The organism is Thalassococcus sp. BH17M4-6, assembly GCF_049323015.1.
Lineage (GTDB): Bacteria > Pseudomonadota > Alphaproteobacteria > Rhodobacterales > Rhodobacteraceae > Puniceibacterium.
In genome coordinates this window covers 1-19,302 of record NZ_JBMPGU010000015.1, presented here as the reverse complement: position 1 = coordinate 19,302, position 19,302 = coordinate 1, and the positions used below count along the sequence as shown (strand labels likewise).

19 protein-coding genes and 1 pseudogene are annotated in these 19,302 nt (G+C 67.6%); 7 read left to right on the top strand and 13 right to left on the bottom strand.

Features of this window, described 5'->3' with window-relative positions:
* Positions 1-17 precede the first annotated feature (17 nt).
* Entirely contained in the window at positions 18-1,250 is a 1,233-nt protein-coding gene (locus ACOXXX_RS18105) for a hypothetical protein (protein WP_422828016.1), read from the bottom strand.
* A gap of 68 nt (positions 1,251-1,318) precedes the next feature.
* Positions 1,319-2,194 (bottom strand): glucose-1-phosphate thymidylyltransferase RfbA, encoded by an 876-nt coding sequence (gene rfbA, locus ACOXXX_RS18100; RefSeq protein WP_422828015.1) that lies wholly within the window; start codon positions 2,192-2,194, stop codon positions 1,319-1,321.
* Positions 2,195-2,657: 463 nt separating this feature from the next.
* Here rfbA and ACOXXX_RS18095 point away from each other — a divergent pair, with 463 nt between their 5' ends.
* The 4 genes and pseudogenes from ACOXXX_RS18095 (at position 2,658) to ACOXXX_RS18080 (ending at position 6,416) form a co-directional block, all read left to right on the top strand.
* Positions 2,658-3,626, top strand: coding sequence for a glycosyltransferase (locus tag ACOXXX_RS18095; RefSeq protein ID WP_422828014.1), 969 nt, complete (start codon positions 2,658-2,660; stop codon positions 3,624-3,626).
* A 529-nt stretch (positions 3,627-4,155) separates the two neighbouring features.
* Positions 4,156-4,626, top strand: coding sequence for a hypothetical protein (locus tag ACOXXX_RS18090; RefSeq protein ID WP_422828013.1), 471 nt, complete (start codon positions 4,156-4,158; stop codon positions 4,624-4,626).
* Positions 4,623-4,847: pseudogene (gene rpsU / locus ACOXXX_RS18085) on the top strand (30S ribosomal protein S21); the annotation flags it as partial. The gene ACOXXX_RS18090 and the pseudogene rpsU, both read left to right, overlap by 4 nt.
* Before the next feature lie 900 nt (positions 4,848-5,747).
* Positions 5,748-6,416: a class I SAM-dependent methyltransferase gene (locus ACOXXX_RS18080; RefSeq protein ID WP_422828012.1), complete on the top strand. Its 669-nt coding sequence runs from the start codon at positions 5,748-5,750 to the stop codon at positions 6,414-6,416.
* Positions 6,417-6,526: 110 nt separating this feature from the next.
* Here the strand turns inward: ACOXXX_RS18080 and ACOXXX_RS18075 are convergent, their stop codons facing one another.
* The 4 genes from ACOXXX_RS18075 to ACOXXX_RS18060 all read right to left on the bottom strand — a co-directional run bounded on the left by ACOXXX_RS18075 (position 6,527) and on the right by ACOXXX_RS18060 (position 11,780).
* Positions 6,527-7,747 (bottom strand): type II secretion system F family protein, encoded by a 1,221-nt coding sequence (locus ACOXXX_RS18075; RefSeq protein WP_422828011.1) that lies wholly within the window; start codon positions 7,745-7,747, stop codon positions 6,527-6,529.
* Between the two features lie 10 nt (positions 7,748-7,757).
* On the bottom strand, positions 7,758-9,200 hold the full coding sequence (locus ACOXXX_RS18070) for a GspE/PulE family protein (RefSeq protein WP_422828010.1): 1,443 nt from the start codon (positions 9,198-9,200) through the stop codon (positions 7,758-7,760).
* A 16-nt stretch (positions 9,201-9,216) separates the two neighbouring features.
* Positions 9,217-11,163: a type II secretion system secretin GspD gene (gene gspD / locus ACOXXX_RS18065; protein WP_422828009.1), complete on the bottom strand. Its 1,947-nt coding sequence runs from the start codon at positions 11,161-11,163 to the stop codon at positions 9,217-9,219.
* A 134-nt stretch (positions 11,164-11,297) separates the two neighbouring features.
* On the bottom strand, positions 11,298-11,780 hold the full coding sequence (locus tag ACOXXX_RS18060; protein ID WP_422828008.1) for a hypothetical protein: 483 nt from the start codon (positions 11,778-11,780) through the stop codon (positions 11,298-11,300).
* 122 nt (positions 11,781-11,902) lie between these two features.
* On the opposite strand from ACOXXX_RS18060, the gene ACOXXX_RS18055 reads away from it, so the two are divergent.
* Positions 11,903-12,421: a hypothetical protein gene (locus tag ACOXXX_RS18055; RefSeq protein WP_422828007.1), complete on the top strand. Its 519-nt coding sequence runs from the start codon at positions 11,903-11,905 to the stop codon at positions 12,419-12,421.
* A 117-nt stretch (positions 12,422-12,538) separates the two neighbouring features.
* Here the strand turns inward: ACOXXX_RS18055 and gspM are convergent, their stop codons facing one another.
* Genes gspM through gspG form a run of 7 tightly spaced genes read right to left on the bottom strand, consistent with a single transcriptional unit; the run spans position 12,539 to position 17,025 of the window.
* On the bottom strand, positions 12,539-13,030 hold the full coding sequence (gene gspM, locus ACOXXX_RS18050; RefSeq protein ID WP_422828006.1) for a type II secretion system protein GspM: 492 nt from the start codon (positions 13,028-13,030) through the stop codon (positions 12,539-12,541).
* Positions 13,027-14,235 (bottom strand): type II secretion system protein GspL, encoded by a 1,209-nt coding sequence (gene gspL / locus ACOXXX_RS18045; RefSeq protein WP_422828085.1) that lies wholly within the window; start codon positions 14,233-14,235, stop codon positions 13,027-13,029. The genes gspM and gspL overlap by 4 nt, the downstream gene beginning before the upstream one ends.
* On the bottom strand, positions 14,213-15,127 hold the full coding sequence (gene gspK / locus ACOXXX_RS18040) for a type II secretion system minor pseudopilin GspK (protein ID WP_422828005.1): 915 nt from the start codon (positions 15,125-15,127) through the stop codon (positions 14,213-14,215). Before gspK ends, gspL begins: the two co-directional genes overlap by 23 nt.
* Positions 15,124-15,783 (bottom strand): type II secretion system protein GspJ, encoded by a 660-nt coding sequence (locus ACOXXX_RS18035; RefSeq protein ID WP_422828004.1) that lies wholly within the window; start codon positions 15,781-15,783, stop codon positions 15,124-15,126. Before ACOXXX_RS18035 ends, gspK begins: the two co-directional genes overlap by 4 nt.
* The gene (locus ACOXXX_RS18030) at positions 15,783-16,151 is read right to left on the bottom strand and encodes a type IV pilus modification PilV family protein (protein WP_422828003.1); all 369 of its coding nucleotides are present in this window, start codon (positions 16,149-16,151) and stop codon (positions 15,783-15,785) included. Before ACOXXX_RS18030 ends, ACOXXX_RS18035 begins: the two co-directional genes overlap by 1 nt.
* Complete coding sequence (locus ACOXXX_RS18025; protein ID WP_422828002.1) at positions 16,136-16,600, bottom strand: prepilin-type N-terminal cleavage/methylation domain-containing protein; 465 nt, start codon at positions 16,598-16,600, stop codon at positions 16,136-16,138. The genes ACOXXX_RS18030 and ACOXXX_RS18025 overlap by 16 nt, the downstream gene beginning before the upstream one ends.
* Positions 16,585-17,025 (bottom strand): type II secretion system major pseudopilin GspG, encoded by a 441-nt coding sequence (gene gspG, locus ACOXXX_RS18020; RefSeq protein ID WP_422828001.1) that lies wholly within the window; start codon positions 17,023-17,025, stop codon positions 16,585-16,587. The genes ACOXXX_RS18025 and gspG overlap by 16 nt, the downstream gene beginning before the upstream one ends.
* Before the next feature lie 230 nt (positions 17,026-17,255).
* On the opposite strand from gspG, the gene ACOXXX_RS18015 reads away from it, so the two are divergent.
* The gene (locus ACOXXX_RS18015) at positions 17,256-17,999 is read left to right on the top strand and encodes a prepilin peptidase (RefSeq protein WP_422828000.1); all 744 of its coding nucleotides are present in this window, start codon (positions 17,256-17,258) and stop codon (positions 17,997-17,999) included.
* A gap of 104 nt (positions 18,000-18,103) precedes the next feature.
* The coding region (locus tag ACOXXX_RS18010) for an SEL1-like repeat protein (protein ID WP_422827999.1) at positions 18,104-19,302 on the top strand (1,199 nt) is incomplete at its 3' end.

Here is a 19,302-nt window from a genome sequence, read left to right as displayed (position 1 = left end):
GGTTTGCGGGCCGGTCCTCAGCGTGTCTTCCTGGAAAAGGGTTTGGTCATATCACGGGGCAATCGCCGCTCGCTGATGCCATGTAAGGTATAATGTCGCACAGGGTCCAGCCCTTGATCCGAGAGGTCCGGATTGTGTCGCAGGTACCACTCGGCATCAATCAGGCCGGCCTCGCGAATCCGCTTTTCCAGGCGGCGCAGGGACGTTGACAGACGCCGCGACACCGCCCCGGGGGGCCGCTCTGGCGCGGCGACGGCGGCCAGGGCTTCGGGGATGTTGTGTTGCAGCGCGTTGACGGCGCTTTGAAGATCCGCCAGCCGGGTTTCGGCATCCTTCAACCGAGCACGCAGCGCCTCGGATTCGTCTTCCTGCTTCAAGGCGATCAGGGACTGTGTCAGGCGTGCGATTTCGCTCCATTGGCGGCGTTCGGTCGCCGTGGCCTCGGGCCTTGCCTCTGCCTCTGTGTCAGTGTCAGCGGCGGTGCCGAGGGCTGGAGGTTCGGCCGTGGTACGGGCCGCCTGCGCCGCCTTGCCAAGCCAGGCGAAGAGGGTGGAAAATCCCTGCGCGCGCGACGCATCGCAAGCCAACGCCGCCAGTGGTTCGGCCAGCCGACAGTCCGTGCCCATAGCGAGCACACCCACGCCGTTGATCGCCAGCCCCGGGCGTTCGGCTCGAAGCTTGTCGAACAGCTGGCGCGCCGGGGTGTGGTCCAGCCCGTTCAGCACCAGCACCGCATGTTCCGAAAGCCGCGCCCGCCAGTCCTGCATCAAAGACGCCGGATCATCGGTCAGGACAGTGGTATCCAGCATCAGCAGATCGATGCTGCCGGGGGCAAAGCTTTCGGCGGCCTCGGCGAAAGGACAGTACAGCAGTTGCGACCGCATGGCATAAAGGGCCGCGTTGTGATCCTGTCCCGCTTGGGTTCGGACATGTAGCGTCCGGTCGTCATCCGGTTCGGCGATGGAATAACACAGGCTTTGTCGGTCGGAGTTGGCCACAGCGGCGCAGGCGGCAAAATAGGGGATTGCCCGGTGCGCGCCCAGTTCGACCAGCGTACGCGGCTGCTGCAGCTTCGCCAGCCAGAAATACAGGGGCGCATCTTGCAGCGCGCCCGATCCGTCGGCGACGTCAAACGTCGAAGGATCGGGCAGTCCGGCAAAGCCTGCATCCCACTCGACAGGCAGGTGCGCCGTCCCGCTCCGGTCAGGCTCTGGCTGATCCGCTTCGGAGGACGCGGCGGCATATGTCATGACTGGGCTCCCCCGGGCATTCGGTTTTTGCGAGACTATGGGATTGGTCTGGGCCTCACAAGCGAATGTCAGCGAGTGATAAGCTGTCGCAAGTAGCGTCCGTAGTCGTTCTTTTCAAAGACCTTCGCACGGGCCTCGAGGGCGGCCTCGTCGATCCAGCCCTGGTCGAAGGCGATCTCTTCCAGGCAGCCGGTCTGCTGGCCCTGGCGCTTTTCCAGGGTGCGCACGAAATTCCCCGCATCGAGCAGCGACCCGTGGGTCCCGGTGTCGAGCCAGGCATAGCCGCGGCCCATGCGTTTCACGTCCAGAAGCCCGTCGTGCAGGTACATTTCCAGCAGCGTGGTGATCTCGAGCTCATTGCGTGCCGAGGGCTTTACCTCCTTGGCGCGCGCAGGCGCCGTGCCATCGAGAAAGTAAAGCCCGGTGACCGCGTAGTTCGACGGCGGCACCTCGGGCTTTTCGATGATCGCGGTGGCGCGGCCCTCGGCATCGAAATCCACCACGCCATAGCGTTCGGGATCGGCCACGCGGTAGCCGAAGACGGTGCCGCCTTCGGGCTTTTCATCCGCCCCGGCCAGCAGTTCCGGCAGGCCGTGGCCGTAAAAGATGTTGTCGCCCAGCACCAGCGCCGAAGGGGCCCCGGCAAGGAATCCTTCGGCCAGCAGATAGGCCTGGGCCAGCCCGTCGGGGCTGGGCTGCACGATATAGCTCAGCGACAGCCCCCACTGGTGGCCATCGCCCAGGGTGCGCTGAAACTGTTCCTGGTCCTGCGGGGTGGTGATGATGCAGATATCGCGGATGCCCGCCAGCATGAGCACCGACAGCGGGTAATAGATCATCGGCTTGTCGTAGATCGGCAGGAGCTGTTTGCTGACCCCGGTGGTGATCGGGTAGAGCCGGGTTCCTGATCCTCCGGCGAGGATGATGCCCTTGCGTCGTGTCATGTCCTGTTCCTGTGTCGATTGCTTTGCCCTCGCTTAAGCAACTTTTGATCCGAATGCCACCGTCCGGAAGGCGGCGATGGTGTCTTTGGAGGCGGGCGATGCGCGTCCGAGAATTCCGGCCGGCCCTTGTTCCTGCGTGAGATGGTGAAGGAGGGTCGGGCGCGCCTCTGCATGGCCCGCATGGCGGGGCCCTCAGCGAGTCCGGAACCGGACATCTGCGTCCTGCCCTGTCCACTGGATTCATCGACGCTTGCTTGGTAATTCTAAACGCCAGAGTGTTCCATGGATGTCATCGCGAAATCGGTTTACGGACGATTTCAGAAGGGGGGCCGTCTACGTGGCCCGGTTATGAAATGCGCCCAGGTGTTCTGAACACTGCTGATGTAGGGAGAGCAACCATCCAGATGGACGGACCCCGCGGAAATTGCGCTTCAGCATGAGTTCACAGGTGACCTTGCAAGACATGCCCCTCCCCCCTGCGGAGCAGCTTGATCCAAAGCTTCCGGCTGTTGGTATTCTTCTGGCGGTATATAAGGGAGCCGCGGACCTGCCCGATCAGCTTGACAGTCTGGTCGTGCAGGACGATTCGAACTGGCGGCTTCTGATCAGCGATGATGGATCGTGCGATGCGACTGCGGCGCTGGTTGCCGCATTCAAGGACCAGATGCCACGTCGGCAGGTCATCTGCCTTGAAGGGCCCGGACGGGGTGCCGCTCAGAACTTTCTCTTCCTGATCGGGCAGTGGCGGCGGCTGATGCCCGCGGGCAGCCTCATGGCCTTTTGCGATCAGGACGATGTCTGGCTGCCCGACCGGCTGAGCCGGGGCCGCGCGGCGCTGTCTTCGGTGCCCGAGGGCGTGCCCGCGCTTTACTGCAGCCGCACCTGGATCACCGATGCGAACCTCGCCACCCGCCGCCGGTCGGTGCCGCGCCCGCGCCCGCCGGGGTTCCGCAACGCGCTGGTGCAGAACATCGCGTCGGGCAACACCATCCTGCTCAACCCCGCCGCCGCGGCGCTGCTGGCCGAAGCCACCGAAGTGGTCCGGGACGTGGTGGTGCACGACTGGTGGGCCTATCTGCTGGTCACCGGGGCAGGGGGCGTGGTGGTGCATGACGACGCACCGACGCTGCTCTACCGCCAACACAGCGGCAACCAGATCGGCGCCAACGATCATCTGCGCGCCCGGTGCAAACGCATCCGCCAGCTGCTGCGCGGCGATTTCCGCGACTGGAACGCCACCAACATCGCAGCACTCGGGGCGGTGAAGGACCGGCTGACGCCCGAAAACCGCGCGCTGCTCGACGCCTTCGCCGCGATGCGCGCCGCCCCGCTGCCCCGGCGCCTGATCCGCCTGACGCGCCTGCACCTCTACCGCCAGAGCAAGCCCGCCCAGGCCGCCCTCTGGCTCGCCGCGGTGCTGGGACGGCTGTAGGGGCGCGCCGCGCCGAAAGTCTGGTCAAAACCGTGCCGGAACCAGATCGGTTTTGTCAGGGGGTTTTGGCAGAGCCAAATACCTGAAACTCGGGGGACTTATGGGTCGTGACAAAAACGACCGTTTATGGCCGGTTTCAGAAAAACACGATACCATGGCATCGCCTCACAACCAGCCGGAAAAATGAGCAAGGTACAGTCCGCCCATCGCAACATACAGAACACCAATGGCGAGATAAAACATGGGGTTATCACTTTCCATCTTAGTTTAACCTGAGGAAGTAGGTTTCACTATGAAGGGCTCGGTCGTGAGTGGTTTGAGAAAAAGAATCTGAAAAAATATTCTAATTTAGATTTCACCTGAGCCCTAAGATACAAGTCTCTAATGGAGCGTGATAACAATGAAGGAAGCCAGACCTGTGCGGCAGTATACACTAAGCCCTGGCTCAACTGCCACGCCACATAAGCAAGGCAAACCTAGTCAAGCGAAACGGAAAGTGAGCAAGTCCAGTCACAATGAAGTCGAGAGGATGGCGGATGAATATTTGCGCCGTCATGATCCGGCCAAAAACGGTTCAACCAGAGACGTAGCTCCAAGCTATCGATCTGAACGTGATGATCTAAGAAACAGAACTCGGCAGCAGAAACTGGAGAGACAACTGCTTCGGCACCATCTTGAAGCCACTGAGGTCAACCGCTCTCCCTCTACTGAGCAAGTGCTCATCAAGACCAATGAACAGAACGAGTATCGCAAAGCTATTGTGTATCTCTTCTCACTGTTCCCAGCCCCATGCCATGGGCGACTGTTACTGATCGCCGTCATAAAAGGCGTGGACTGGCAAAACTCGAAACAGCTCTCGCAAAGCACAGGTCTTTCCGGAAAAGAAGTGGCCGCAGCCAAGGCCAAGATACGCTATCGGGTCAAAACACGGGGTAGCCCCGCGCTAAACGACTTCATCAGGGTTTCAAGTAAGAGCGACCGCGAAAGAGGTGTCCAATGAACGACTCCAAGCAGAACATTTTGCGTTCTTCAGAGACTGACAGAGTTTCTGAATCGCTCAGAGTCTTGAAGAAGAAGCTTCAGCGTGAAGGTGTATTCCGCGAAATGAAGCTTAGACAGCATTTTGAGAAACCTTCAGAGAAGAAGGCTCGTGAGAAGGCAGAGTCGATCCGACGGGCTCGTAAATTAGCGAGGAAGAAGGCTCAACGTGAAGGACTTCTTGTAGAGCAGCAAAGCCAGAACGAAAGCCAACCGGCTATGGCATCCGTTGCTAGAGAACCTTTTGCGGAAGGCATGGGGAACATAGCAGACGAAATTGCGACGCTCAGCGTTCTGTCAGACGAAGCTCTAGTCGATCAGCTCTTGGAAGAAACTGACGAGGATGCAATCAGGCAAACACTTTCGATGATCCTCTCAGGCCTAGAAAAGTAAAATTACGGCTTGCACCGATGAAAAAAGAAGGAGGACAAAGCCCTCCTTCTAAATGACCTTCCCCGCGATTAGGGCCGGTTTGATCTAATCTTCCGGTTGGGTTGGGTACAAAAGCGGATAGAGCCCGCGCCAAAACGCATACGTTTCTGGCACCGGCAAAAACCACCGTTTTTGCCCGTACGGGCTCAGGCAAAGGGGGTCTTGTCCAACGCCGGACTGTCACGCTTGGCGAGCCACGGCTTCGGGAACAGGGTTGTTCTCGCTCCCCGGCACGGGATCAAGGCCGCCCGGGGCGGCCGCCGTGCCAGCGCCGGACCGGCCCCATGGGCCGGCGCTTTGGCTGCCGCTGGTCCGACGCTTTGAGCGAAGAGTGATCTGGCCGCCATAAAGCGCCTCCGCTCAAAGATCAGCCGCGCCGTCCCCGGTCCGGCGCTGGCACGGCGGGTCACGGTCGGCTCTGATGTGTGGACTGGCGGAATAGCGTCTTTGTCCGATCCCGGTGTGATCCGGCGTTTTGCCGACTTAATTACATAATCTTCATTATTGGACTCACCGAACACCCCCGCCGCCCTTGCCTGCTGCTGAACGAAGGGTGCAGCGGGTCATCGACTGGTATCGGGCGTACAAGAACCCTGTCGGGGCGTGCTGATCCTTGCTATTGCTTAATACGCCTTTGCAAAAGGATCTACCATGCTGATCGTCCCGCAAGAATTCAACCGCAACGCCAAGACGGTGCGGGAGCATGACACGCCTGCTGAAACCGGGCGCATGCTGATCGAGTATATGTGCGAACGCATCGGCATTCCCGATCTGACCGGGCGCGATCTTCTGGATCACGGCTGCGGCGTGCGGTTCAGCGAAAGCTTCCTCAACCTCGACCTGCCACTGGGCAGCTATACAGGGCTCGACGTACATCGTCCGCTGATCGAGTTTCTACAAGAGGCGGTGGACGACCCGCGCTTTGCCTATCACCATGTCAACGTTGCCAACCGGATGTACAACCGCAAAGGCCAAACCGAGGCGCCCTACGACAGCGTCGACCTGGGCGGCCGACGCTTTGACATCGTGTCGATGTTCTCGGTCATCACCCACCAGGATCCCCCCGAGGCGGCGCTGACCTTCGCCTTTCTGCGGCGGCATATCCGCGAGGGTGGGCACCTGTTCTTTTCGGCCTTCCTGCACGAGGACGACACGCCCTTTCAGCAGCTGGTGCCGGAAAAGCCCGATCTCAAGGCCAGCTACCGGCTGGACCACCTGACCGGGATTCTGGAGCGGACCGGATGGGAGGTGTTGTCGGTGGTCGATCCGACCCCGCGCGACCTGCCGATCATGTCATCGCTGCTCTGCCGGCCGATCTGACGGGGGGCGTTTCTAGAGAGGGCGACCTCGGGGCTTTCCGGGGAAGCCATCCCGGGGCTCCGCCCGTTCGCAAGCGAAACGCTCCCCCGGAGCGTTTCCGGGGAGATTGCTCACCCCGCCACAACCGCCTGCAGGTCGAAGATCGGCAAGAGCACCGCCAGCACCACCACCAGCACCAGGCCGCCCACCAGCATCATCAGCATCGGCTCCAGAAGTGCTGCGATGCGCTTGCGCTCGGTCGAAAGGCCGTTCTCGACCAAGACCGCGGCGCGTTCGGCCATGCGTGCCAGCCGCGCCGACATCTCGCCCGCGCTGACCAGCTGGCGCGCCACCGGCGGGATGAAGCTCAGCCGCTCCAGCGCCATGGACAGGCTTTCGCCCTGCCGCACCGCCTCGGAGACCGCATCGGATTGGCGTTTGAAGCGGGTGACGTCCAGCACCTCGCCCGCTGAATCCACCGCCGCCAGCACCGCGTGGCGGCTGCCCAGCACCAGCGCCAAGGTGCGCAGGTACTGCACCGCCGCCCCCAGCCGCATCAGCCGCCCCGCGACCGGCAGGCGCAGGATCAGACCGTCGCGCGCATCGCGCAAGGGCCCCACCCGCCCCGACAGGAAGATCAGCACCGCGATCCCCAGGGCCGCGCCGCCGATCAGCCACAGATGCGCGCGGATGCCGTCGCTGACCCAAAGCACCCACTGCGTGATCTCGGGCAATGGCCGCCCCGAGAGTTCGAACATCGCCACGATCTCGGGCGCGACAGAGGTCATCAGGATGCCGCAGACCAGCAGCGCCACGGCGGCGACGAAGGCCGGATACACCAGCGCCGCGCCGATCTGCGCCCGGTCCTGGCCGCGGGTTTCCAGGAAATCCGCAAGTTCGGAAAACACCGCCGCCAGATCGCCCGCCCGTTCGCCCGCGCGCAGGGCGGCGATGTAATAGCGCGCAAAGCCCGCGCCCGACGCCTCGAGCGCATCCGACAGCGCCTGCCCTTCCATCAGGCCCGCGCGCGCCTGCGCCGCCACCGCATCCAGCGCGCCGGCACTGCCGCCCGAGCGCACCGCTTCCAATGCTGCCTCCACCGGCAGTTCGGCGCTCAGCAGCACCGCCATCTGGCGGGTGAAGACCGCCTGCAGATCGGTGTTGAGCCGCCTCGCCCGCCCCGGCCGCCGACCCCGCGCCCCGCCCGCCCGCTGGCCGCGATCCATCAGTTCCGAGACGAACAGCCCCTTGCCCTCGAGTTCCTGCGCGGCGGCGGCTTCGGTTTCCGCGACGATGGTGCCGCTGCGGCGTTTGCCGGTGTCGGTATAGGCGGTATAGGCCCAGGCTCTCATGCCCCGTTCCTCATGCCACGTCGCCCACGACCCGCAGGGTTTCGGCCAGCGACGTGCGCCCGGCGGCGACCTCGCCCAGCCCCTGGCCCACCAGCGTTTCGCGCGCATCGAGCGCCATGTGCCGCAGCTCGGTTTCCGACACGCCGCGGTCGATGGCGGCGCGCAGATCCTCTGTCACCTCGAGCATCTCGAAGATGCCGACCCGGCCCGCATAGCCCGACTGGTTGCAGGCGTCACAGCCCACGGGAGCGTGGATCGACAGCGGCAGCGCCAGCCCATGCTTGTCGAAGAACGCCGCCTCGGACGGCGTCGGGGGATGCGGCTCGCGGCATTCGGGGCAGAGCCTGCGCAACAGCCGCTGCGCGATCACCCCGCGCAGGGTCGCGGCAATGAGGAAGTTGTCGAGGCCGAGATCGCGCAGGCGCACCACCGCCCCCACCGAGCCATTGGCGTGCAGCGAGGAAAACACCAGATGCCCGGTCAGCGCCGCCTGCGCGGCGACGCCCGCGGTTTCGCCGTCGCGGATCTCGCCCACCAGGATCACGTCCGGGTCCTGGCGCAGGGTGGCGCGCAGCCCGGCGGCAAAGGTCATGCCGATCTCGGCATTGATCTGCGACTGGCTCACACCGGGCAGGTCGTATTCGATCGGATCCTCGACCGTGACGATGTTGCGTTCGTCCCGGTTGGCGAGCTTCAGCAGCGAATAAAGCGTCGTGGTCTTGCCCGCCCCGGTGGGCCCGGTGGCCAGGATGATGCCGTTGGGCAGCGCCGACATGCGTTCCAGCAGCGCGATCTGGTCGCGCGACAGCCCCAGCCCGTCCAGCGGCATCAGCCCGGTGGACCGGTCGAGGATCCGCAGCACCACCCGTTCGCCGTAATTGCCGGGCAGGGAACTCACCCGCGTGTCGATGAGCCGCCCGCCCAGACGCAGCGGAATGCGCCCGTCCTGCGGCAGCCGGGTTTCGGCGATGTCCAGCCCCGCCATGACCTTGAGCCGCGACACGATGCGGCGCACAGGCACGTCGCCACGGTCCATCACCGTCTGCAGAAATCCGTCGATGCGCATGCGCGCGCGCAGGCCCCCCTCGTAGGGTTCCACGTGCAGATCCGATGCCCCCGCCAGCACCGCCCGGCGCAAAAGCTGGTTCACCAGCTGGATGACCGGCGCATCCTCTGCATCCTCGAGCAGGTCGCGTTCGCGCACGGGGCGCGCGCTGTCCTCGAGATCGAACAGCAGATCGTCCTGCGCCTCGCCTGCCTCACCGCCCTGATACAGCCGCGCCAGCGCCGCCTCGAACCCGGTGATGTCGAGCTGCGACAGCTGCACCGGCCCGCCCGCGCGGCGCCGCGCCTCGCGCAGCCCGGGCAGCGACGCCCCCGGCCCCGCAATGAGCGTGGTCCCATCCAGCGCCACCTGGTGATCGCGCGCAAAGGCAAAGGGCAGACGCGCCACGGCGCCCGGACGCGGATCAGTTTCCGGCGAAGCGGAGCCGGGTGGGAAGCGGCGGGAAGTTGCGTCTTTGGGCGACGTCATCAATGAATCCGGCATCAAAGGGTTGGTTGAGATCCGCACCGTCGAACGGCAGGACCCCCGAAGGCGTGCGCGGATACCTTTCCTGATCGCGGGGCTGGATGGCAAGGCTCGCCTTTTTCGCGTCGCGCGCGACCTCGCGGGTCAGGCGCTTGGCCTCTTCGTCGGAATTGACGATCCGCGGGCGCAGCATCACCAGCAGCACGCGCTGGTTCTTGTTGGTGTTCTTGCCCTTGAAAAGCCCGCCCACCAGCGGCAGTTTCGACAGCCCCGGCACCTTCTGGCTGATCGAGCCGAACCCGTCTTCCAGAAGCCCGCCCAGCATGATCACGTTGCCGCCCTTGACCAGCACCGTGGTCGACAGCGCCCGCCGCGCGGTGATCTCGCCGCCCGCGGAGCTTTGGCTGTTGGTCAGGTTGCTGACCTCCTGCTTGACGGTCATGCGCACGGTGTTGTCGGCGTTGATCTGCGGCGTGACCGCCAGGGTCAGGCCCACGTCCTGCCGTTCGATGGTCTGGAACGGGTTTTCCGGCGCCGCCCCTTCGGTCGCGGTAAAGGATCCGGTGACGAAGGGCACGTTCTGCGCCACGACGATCTCGGCCTCCTGGTTGTTGACGGTCATGATCGACGGGGTCGACAGCAGCCGGGTGGAATTGGTCTGGGCGATGGCCGAGAGAAACGCGGCAAAGCCTTCCTTGGAATTGCCCGACACCGCGCCCAGGCTGCCGCCCGCGCCGACGTCGTTGCCCTCCTGTTTCAGCACCGACGACACCAGGCTGGTGAGGCTGGGCCGCCCTTCGAGCGCGAATTGCACGCCGCCCACCACCGCGTCGTTCAGCACCGCGCCGAACTGCAGCGACAGGTCGGAAAAGCCCTCGACCGACATCTCGAAGATCACCGCCTCGACCAGCACCTGGGTCGGGCGGCGGTCAAGGTGCCGGATCATCGCGACGATGTCGTGCATGCGGTCCTGCGGGGCGGTGATCAGCAGCGAATTGGTCTGCGGCTCGGCGATGATGCGGATGTCACCGGCGGTGGCTTCGGGCCCGGCGGCAGGGGTCGAAAAGGACCGCAGCACCACATCCGCCAACGCCGCCGCATCGGCATAGTTGACCTGCACCACCGACGAGGCCTGCGTGCCCTGCTGCCCGTCCAGCCGCCCGGCCAGCGCGCGTACGCGGGCCCGCAGGTCCTCGGGCCCCGACACCACCAGCGCGTTCGACCGCCGGTCGACGGTGACGCTGGCGCCCTGCGGCACCAGGTCCATCGCCTGCACCACCTGCAGCACCTCCGCCGCATCGGCATTGCGCAGGCGCACCATCTCGATGGGATCGGCGCGCGGCGCGTCCAGCCGGGCGATCAGGTCGGTGATCCGGCGCAGGTTGCCGCCCCGGTCCGACAGGATGATCAGCCGCGAGCCCGGCACGCTCGACACCACCGCCTCAGAGGGCAGCAGCGGCCGGATGACCTCGATCACCTCCTGCGGGGTGGCGCTGCGCAGTTCGATCACCCGGGTCTCGTAACCGCCCGATCCGGCCCCGGGCGACAGTTCGCGCGCGGTGCCCAGCGGCACGATCCGGTCGGCATCGATCCCCTCGACGATGGTCAGCCGGTTGAGCTCCAGCACATTGAGAAAGACCTCGTAAAGCGCGGCCGGGCTCATCGTGCCAGGGGCCAGCACCGTCACCGTGCCGCGCACCTGCGGGTCAAGCACGAAGTTGCGGCCCGTCGCCTCGGACACGATCTGCACGAAACTGCGCAGATCGGCGTCGCGCAGATCCAGCGCCACCTGCGCCCGCGCGGGGCCGGGCAGGCCAAGGCTCAGCCCGCCAAGGGCCAGCATCAGGGCGACCACTGCCGCCCGCATCCGTTTCACACCTGTCATGTCCTGCTCTCTGCCGTCTCTGGGGCGCCTCTTCCGGGGCGTCTTGCGGTCTGTTTTGCATCACTCTAGCGGAGCTCGGCACAAAAGGCATCCGCCGGATGCCCGCGCGTCAGCGGCTTTTCGCGACCTGTGCCTTATTTGGCAAACCCCAGAAGCTGCGGCTCGGCGCCGGGGCTGCTGACGCCCCAAAGCCCCTGCACGTCGATGGCGGTGACGGTATAGGTCTCGCCCAGCGGATCGCCCACCTTCAGCAGTTCCTCGCCGGTGGGGTGCGAAACGATGGCCCAGCGGCTGTCGCCGTCGCTGACCACGCCCTTGAGGCTGTAGCCCAGGCTCTCGATAGGCGGCGCCGGGGGGGCAGGCGGCTGCGGCTCGGGCTTGGGCGGCGGCGGCGCGGGGGGCTGCGGTTCGGGCACGACGCGGGTGCCGAAAAGCGCGGGCCAGTCGCGCGGCGGGGCGGCGCTGCGGGGCGTTTCGGGCAGCGCCTCGGGGCTGGCGGCAGCCACGGCCACGGCGCGCTCGGGCACCGGATCCTGCCAGGTCTGCCACAGCTCCTGCCCCGCCAGGGCGGTGGCGGCCAGGGCGGCCAGGGCGGCAAGAAAGGCCAAAAGACGCATGACGCAGCAAGAATCCGACAGGAGCCCCGAAACCGGGCGGTGAAACACGTAGACGCGCAAAGGCTTACATGATAAAATACTATTCAAAACCAAAAACATAAAAAACCGAAAATGAGCAGGCAATGCAGCGATATCACACCGTTCGGGCGGGGGTTCTTCTCCTCGCCGTGCTGACGCTCGTCAGCTGCGAAGAAGGCCCTTCGACCACCGACGCGGGCTTTCGCAACCAGTATTTTGCCGCCCGCGATGCGCTCGAGGACGGCAAGTTCGATCAGGCCAGCCGCACCTATGCGCGGCTTCTGACCCGCGCGGGCCCGCTGGAGCCGCGAATCCGGCTCGAATACGCCCATTCCCTGCTGCGCGCGGGCGATTTCCCCGCCGCCCGGCGCGAAGCGCGGGCTCTGGCCCAGGGCCAGCAAGGCACCGCCCGCCGCGCCGCCCTGTCGGTCGCCGCCACCGCCGAACACGAACTGGGCCTCATCGCGATCCAGCAAGGCGATCCGGCCACCGGCAAGAGCCTGCTGCGCGCCGCCGACGCCGCGATCACCGAAGTGCTGACATCCGATCCCGAGCTTGACCCTCTGGGTGCCCTTGCCGGCCGTCAGGCCAGCATCAAGGTCCGCCTCAAGGCCCTGGGCTGACGGGCACAAACCCACCCATACCCCCTTCTTCTTGGCAAAATACCTCCAGAGAGCACGAGAGACAGCGTCTCTCGTATCGCCCCCGACCGGGGGCGATCCCCGCTCATCCGTCCCTTTTCAAACCTGCGGTACCAGCTGCAATTCCGCCGCCACCACGCCGGGTTCCTCGCCGCGGGTGATGCGGAAGGCCGCGATGTCATAGCCCCAGCCCGGGTCCTGGCGGCTGAGCCAGCCCATCAGCACGGCAAATTCCACCGCTTCGAACCGCAGGTCGATGCCGCCGCCGTCGCGGTTGGCAAGGCCGGTGACGGCGGCGCGCAGATCGCCCGATATCAGGCTCTGTTCCAGCGCGGAAAGCCCGATCGGCGCGGCGGGGCCGGTGTTCTCGGCCTGGCCCAGGGCGGCCATTTCAGCGGCCCGCGCCGCGACCCAGCCCTGCAGGGCACGGACCTCGGCCAGTTCCGCACGCGCCTCGGCGCGGCGCGCCGCCATCGGCTCCAGCACCGCGAACCACAGGGCGGCGGGCAGCACCGCGATCACCAGCAGCCCCAGCAGCAGACGTTCGCGCGGCGCGCGCTGCAGCAGCAGGTCGATCAGCCTCTCGCTCATTCCCCGGCCCTCACCTGCAATTCGGCGCGCACGCCGCTGTCGCCGTCGCTGACCCGCAGATCCGCCACCTCGACCTGCAGCCCGGCCTCGCGCAGCGCGCTCACCAGCGCCTCGGCAGCGGCGAAATCCCCCAGCCGTAGCACCACGGTCCAGACGTCGCGGTCAAAGCCGTAGTCCTCGGACACCGCGCCGCTGTCATCCACCACCCGGGCGATCTGGCCCAGCAGCGTCAGCGGCGACACCCGCCCGCGCCAGTCCCGTGCCGCGTCCTGCCGCGCCGCCAGCGCCCGCGCCACCTGGGTGCGCACGTCCAGCACCGGGCCGGTGGGCACGAAGTTTTCGCGCACCAGCGCCAGGGTCGCGGCGCGTTCGGCGCGGATCTCCCGCTCCAGCGCCCGGGTGCCCACAACCTGTGCCGCACCCCAAAGGCCCGCGGCCAGCAGCCCGATCAGCAGCGGCCAGCGCCAGGGCAGCACCCGCGCGCGCAACCGGTCGCGCGCGGCGCGCGGATCGGTGCGCAGATCAAAGCTCATTTCGCCATGCCCCAGCACCTGCGGCGCGGTGATGCCCAGCGGATCAAGCGCCGCCGCCTCGGACACGACCGGGATGTCGCGCGCCGCAAACAGCGCCCCGATCCCGGCATCCTCGCCCTTCAGCAGCACTGCCTTGGGGGCGGGCGGATCCCCCTCCTCCAGCGCCCGGTCCAGCATCAGCCGGGCCAGATCGGGATCGGCGGAAAACCCGTCCTCCAGCCCAAGTCGGGCCTGAACAGAGCCTGATGTCACGTTGATCGACCACAGATCGGCGGCGGCGGGCAGGCCCAGGTAATCGGGCAGCACCGCGCGGCAGCCCGGCCCCGCCTGCGCCCGCCATCCGGCCAGCGCCTCGGCATCCGCGACCAGCGCCCGGCGCCAGCCGTCGCCGCCGCCCGGCGGGGGAAAGGGCCGCATCTCGATCCGCGCGGCATCCATGCCGATGCGGTCGCGCAGCTGGCGCCGGGCCACGTCCTCGCGCGCCGGGCCGCGCAGGCGTTCGGGCAGGTCCAGCGCCAAAAGCGGCACCTCCGCCCCCGGCACCAGCGCCACGTGGCGGCCCGCGGGCGTCTCTGCCCCCAGCGCATGCAGGGCGATGTCCTGTCCGGCACTCACGGGCCTCGTCTCTCCTGCTCTGGGGCCGCGTGGATCACGGCACGTCGGCCAGACGATAGGCCACCCGGATGCCCGCGGGAAGCGGCGGACGTTCGAAAACCGTCACCCTGTGGCGGCTGTGACCGTCAAGCGTGGCGCGGATGTCGGCGCGGAACCAGGACGACCCCACGGCAAAGCGCGGCAGATCATCCTCGCTCAGCACCGCGGTCGCCCCCAGGGCGCCCAGGCGCATGATGAAATCGTCGACCGACACGAAAGGCTCCAGCCTGCGGCTTTGTAGCAGCCGATCGGCCACCACCGGGCCGATCTCGGGCATCATCGCCTGCAGCACCAGCGCCGGCGCGGTGTTGACGTTGAGCGGCTGCGCGCCGGGAAGCGCCGTTAGATAGGGCCGCAACCGGTCAAGATCGCGCAGGCTCAGCCCGCGCATGTCGAGAAGCTGATCGAGAAACACTACCGGCCCGCCCACCGGCCGCAGCGGCGGGTCGGCCCGTGCATAGGCGCTCTTGTCGGCGGGGCCGTTCTGGCTCAGGAAGGCGGGGATCTCCTCGGCAAGGCCCGGCCGCAGCCCCAGCCGGGTCACCAGCAACTCGAACCCGTCGCGCGCCAGGGTATCGGACGGGTTGGCAAGCCAGTTGACGTTGAACAGAGCCTGCATATCCGCGATCTCGCCGGCGACGCGGCCGCGATCCAGCGGCACGTCGTAGTCGGAATTGGCCCAGTCCTCGCCCGGATGATCCATCGCGCCCCCGGCCCGGTCGCTGGTCAGGACGCCGATGCTCAGCGCCTCGAAGGCATCGAGGTAGAGCCGCGCCTGTGCCGCCCCCTGCGCCTCAAACGCCCGGGCCCGCGCGCCTTCGGCCCGGGCCAGCAGAAAGGTGGCGATCCCGGCCAGGGCGGCCACCAGCACCAGCGCGTTGACCAGCACGAAACCGTTGCGGGGGCTCATTTCAGGCTCTCCACCAGCACGATCTCGCCCAGATCGGCTGTTTGCAGGGTCAGCTCCACCGCCTCGGGCAGACTGCTGGAATAGCTTTCGGGCTGGCGCTCGGCGGCCTCATCATCATCGGCGGGCCCGGTCTCGGGGGCGGTGGGCTGGAGACCGCCGGTGCTGCCCGCGACCCAGCCGATCCCCTCCCAATAGGTGCGCAGCGACCAGCCGCGCAGCCCGGTCATCAGCACCACCTCGGGGGCGACCTGCCCCGCCTCGGCCGGGTGCAACACCGGCCAGACCCGGCGGCTGAGCGTGCCGCGGCCCGCATCGAGCCGCCATTCGGCGCGCTGCAGCCCCGGCCCGGGCCGTGCGGGCAGGCTGGGCTGTCCGGTCAGCGACAGCCCCAGTACCCGCCCCGCCGGATCCAGCCGCAGCGCCGACAGCGGCGGCCCGTCGGGCGGATAGAAAAGCAGCGGCGCCACCGCCCCCAGATCGGCCCGCAACAACCCCAGGGCAAGGCCAAGTTCGGCAGTGTTGGTGTCGATATCCGCCAAGCGGTCGCGCATCCGCATCGCGCCTGTCAGGGCCTGCAGACCCATCACCGCAATCAGCGCAAAGATCGCCATGGCGACCACCAGTTCGATCAGCGTCAGGCCCCGGTCCCTTGGCATCACCGCACCCCCGGCGGCGGCAGCACCGCCACCAGCAGCGCGCCCTCGCCGGTGTCTGCCCGCGCCCGGATGCTGGCCTGCCGCAGCCCCGCCGCGGTGGTCTGGTATTCGACCGTGACGGCAAAGCGGCGGCCGCCCATCTCGACCGTGCCGGGCAAGGGCCCGCCGGTGCTGCCGTAAAGCTGCAACTCCTCGGCGCGGTTCTGCGCCACCACCTGCGCCAGCAGCCGGGTCTGCGCCCCCGCCAGCGCCAGCCGCGACTGGTCGGTGGCGCGCAGCGCGGCCAGTGTCCCGATCGACAGCACCGCCACCGCGATCACCAGTTCCAGCAGCGTCAGGCCGCGGCTGTTGCCTAGGCGTCGTCGCATGTCAGCCCCGTCCAGCCGTCGCTGCGGCACAGCCGGCCCGCGCCGCTGCCGAACCGGATCGAAAAGGCGCTGGTGCGGCCGTTGGGCAGGAACACGATGTCGGGCGCATCGCCGGTGCCGGGCGGCTCCTGCGGGGCAAAGCCCACGCCCCCGCGCCAGCGGATCTCGTGCCCCGCCTCCTGCCAGGCCCCGTCCCGGCGGGTGACCATGCGCAGCCCGCGCGGGGTGATCTGCAGCCCGCGCGGGCTTTGCCCCTGCACCGCCAGCTGGCGCAGCGCCGCGAACCGGTCGGCAAAGCGCTGCGCGTCGTCCGCCTCCCCGGCGCCCCGGGTCGCGGCCAGGCTCGCCCCCACCGCCAGCACCGCCAGGACGGCGACGGCGACCAGAAGCTCGATCAGGGTGAATCCGGCCGTATCAGGGTCTGATCCGGGGCCTATTGTGCCATCCATGATCCGATATCCGCATCCGCGCCAGACCCGCCCGGGGCGGCGTCAGCGCCATAGGTGAAGATGTCGAAATCGCCGTGCACGCCGGGGGCCAGGTACTGATAGGGCTGGCCCCAGGGGTCCTGCGGCAGCCGGTCCATATAGCCCGACCAGTTCGGCGCCTCGGGCGGGGCCGAGGGCTGGCTGACAAGGGCTGCCAGCCCCTGTTCGGTGGTGGGATAGCGGAAGTTGTCCAGCCGGTAGAGGTTCACCGCACTGGCGATCGCGGCGATGTCGGACTGCGCCCGCGCCGCCCGGGCCTGATCCGGCCGGTCGATGACCCGCGGCACGATGACCAGCGCCAGGATCGACAGGATCACCACCACCACCATCAGTTCCAGCAGGGAAAAGCCCGCCTCGCGGCGCTCAGCGTTCGTCGTGTTATGCATTGCTGAAAATCCTCTCGCTCGGCGCCATGTAACCATGCCCGAAGGGGCGGAGCAATCGCCAACCAGAAAGCCCCCTATCCCTCTTCTCTGGTTCGAAAATACCTCAGAGAGCACGAGAGCACGCCGCTTGATGCGCCATTGCGCACGCCCAATGGACGGCGTCTCTCGCATGCCGCAGGTATGCCGCCCGCCGTTGCCAACCGCGCCGACCGGTGGTCTAGATCGCGGCCATGCCCGATCCCGCCGCCGTCGCCCTGCTGCTGATCCTTGTTTCCCCCGCCATCGGGTCCTTTCTCGGCGTGCTGATCGACCGCTGGCCGCGCGGCATCGGCGTTATCACCCCGCGCTCGGCCTGCCGCAGCTGCGCCACGCCGCTGGCGCCGCGCGACCTGATCCCGATCCTGTCCTTCGCGCGGAACCGGGGCCGCTGCCGCCACTGCGGCGCGGCGATCCCGCCGCTCTGGCTTTATACCGAGATCATCGCCACAGGTGCGGCGGTGCTGGCGGTGATCCTGGGCCAGGGCCCGCTCGAGAAAACGCTGATCGCCGCGGTGCTCTGGACGCTCTGGCCGCTGGCGGTGATCGACGCGCGGCACTACCGCCTGCCCGATCCGCTGACCGCGACGCTGGCGCTGCTGGCGCTGGCCTGGGCGCTGCGGCCCGGGGGCGATCCGGGTTTCGCCGCCTGGGGCGCGGTGCTGGGTGCGGGCAGTTTCTGGCTGCTGCGGCTGGGCTACCGGGCGCTGCGCAGGCGCGAGGGGCTGGGCTTGGGCGACGTCAAGCTGATGGTGGGGTTGGGGGCGCTGGTCGGCCCCTTGGATCTGGCGGCGCTGGTGCTGGTCGCGGCGCTTGGCGCGCTGGCGGCGGCGGCGCTGACCCCGGGCGGCTTGCGGGCGCGGCGCAGGCTGCCCTTCGGCACCGCGCTTTGTGCGGCGGGGGCGGCGGTCTGGCTCTGGCAACTGAGCGCGATTTGAGGCTCGCACGGTCCGGCGTTCCGCGTTAACCTTTGCCCCAGATCCCGTCCCCGCGGCGGGGTACGCCCATTGAACCCCGTCGATTATGCCAGAATAGGCCTTGAATGCCCCGGTTTTTCCCCTCTGTCCTGCCCGCCTGCCTGTTCCTTGTTCTTCTGACCCTCGCGCCGCCGCTTTTCGCGCAAGAGACCGCGCCCGACCCGGCCCCCGACAGCGCCGCCGAGCCGTCGCCGGACCTGCCCAGCATGGCCGAGGTCGAACAGGCCTGGGCGCGGGGCGATTTCGGGTTCGTCCGCGACGGCCTGAAACGGCTGGCCGAGGATACCGGCACGCCGCTGGCGCAGTACCGCTATGGCCGGGTGCTGGTCGAAGGGCGCGGCGGGCCGCGCGACATCGCGGCGGCGGTGGGCTGGCTGGAAAAGGCCGTGGCGCAGAACCATGCCGAGGCCGCCACCCTGCTGGCGCAGATTCTGCTGGCCGAGGGGCTGGACGCGGTGCCGCGCGATCCCGCCCGCGCCGCCGATCTGCTGGGCAGCGCCGCCACCCGGGGCGATGCCAATGCCCAGGTCATGCTGGCGCGGCTTCTGGCCGCGGGCGACGGGGTCGAGCGCGATCCGCAGGCCGCCTTCGACTGGTATCTGGCCGCCGCCGAACAGGGCCATCTGGAGGCGCAGTTCGCGGTGGCGCGCAGCTACCTGCAGGGCGACGGCAAGCCCGAGAATGTCGAACAGGGACTGCACTGGCTCGAACAGGCGGCCGAGGGCGGCCACGTGCAGGCGCAGTATTTCCTGGCCGGTGCCTATGAGCGCGGCACCGGCGTCGATGCCAACCCCGCCGAGGCGCGGCGCTGGTATCGCCGTGCCGCCGAGGCCGGGCTGCCCATCGCGCAGCGCACCCTGGGCACGCACTACCTGCTGGGCCAGGATGTCGAACCCAATGCCGAAGAGGCGCTGCGCTGGCTCGAGGCCGCGGCCGAGGCCGGCGATCCCGGCGCGATGTTCAACCTTGCCCAGGGGTTCCTGGTCGGCAACCTGCTGCCGCAGGACGATGCCCGCGCCTATCGCTGGTTCGAACGCGCCGCCGACAGCGATCTGCCGCGCGCCATGGCCGCCCAGGCCGCGATGATCGAGACCGGGCGCGGCACCGAGCCCGATCCCGACCGGGCCATCGCGCTTTATCGCCGTGCGGCCGAGCTCGGGGAGCGGGGGGCCGCGGAACGGCTGGGCCAGATGGCCGCCGCCGGTGCGCTCGACGGCAAGCTGGCGCCGCACCGGGCGGTGCCCTGGGCCGCCGCCGCGGCGCG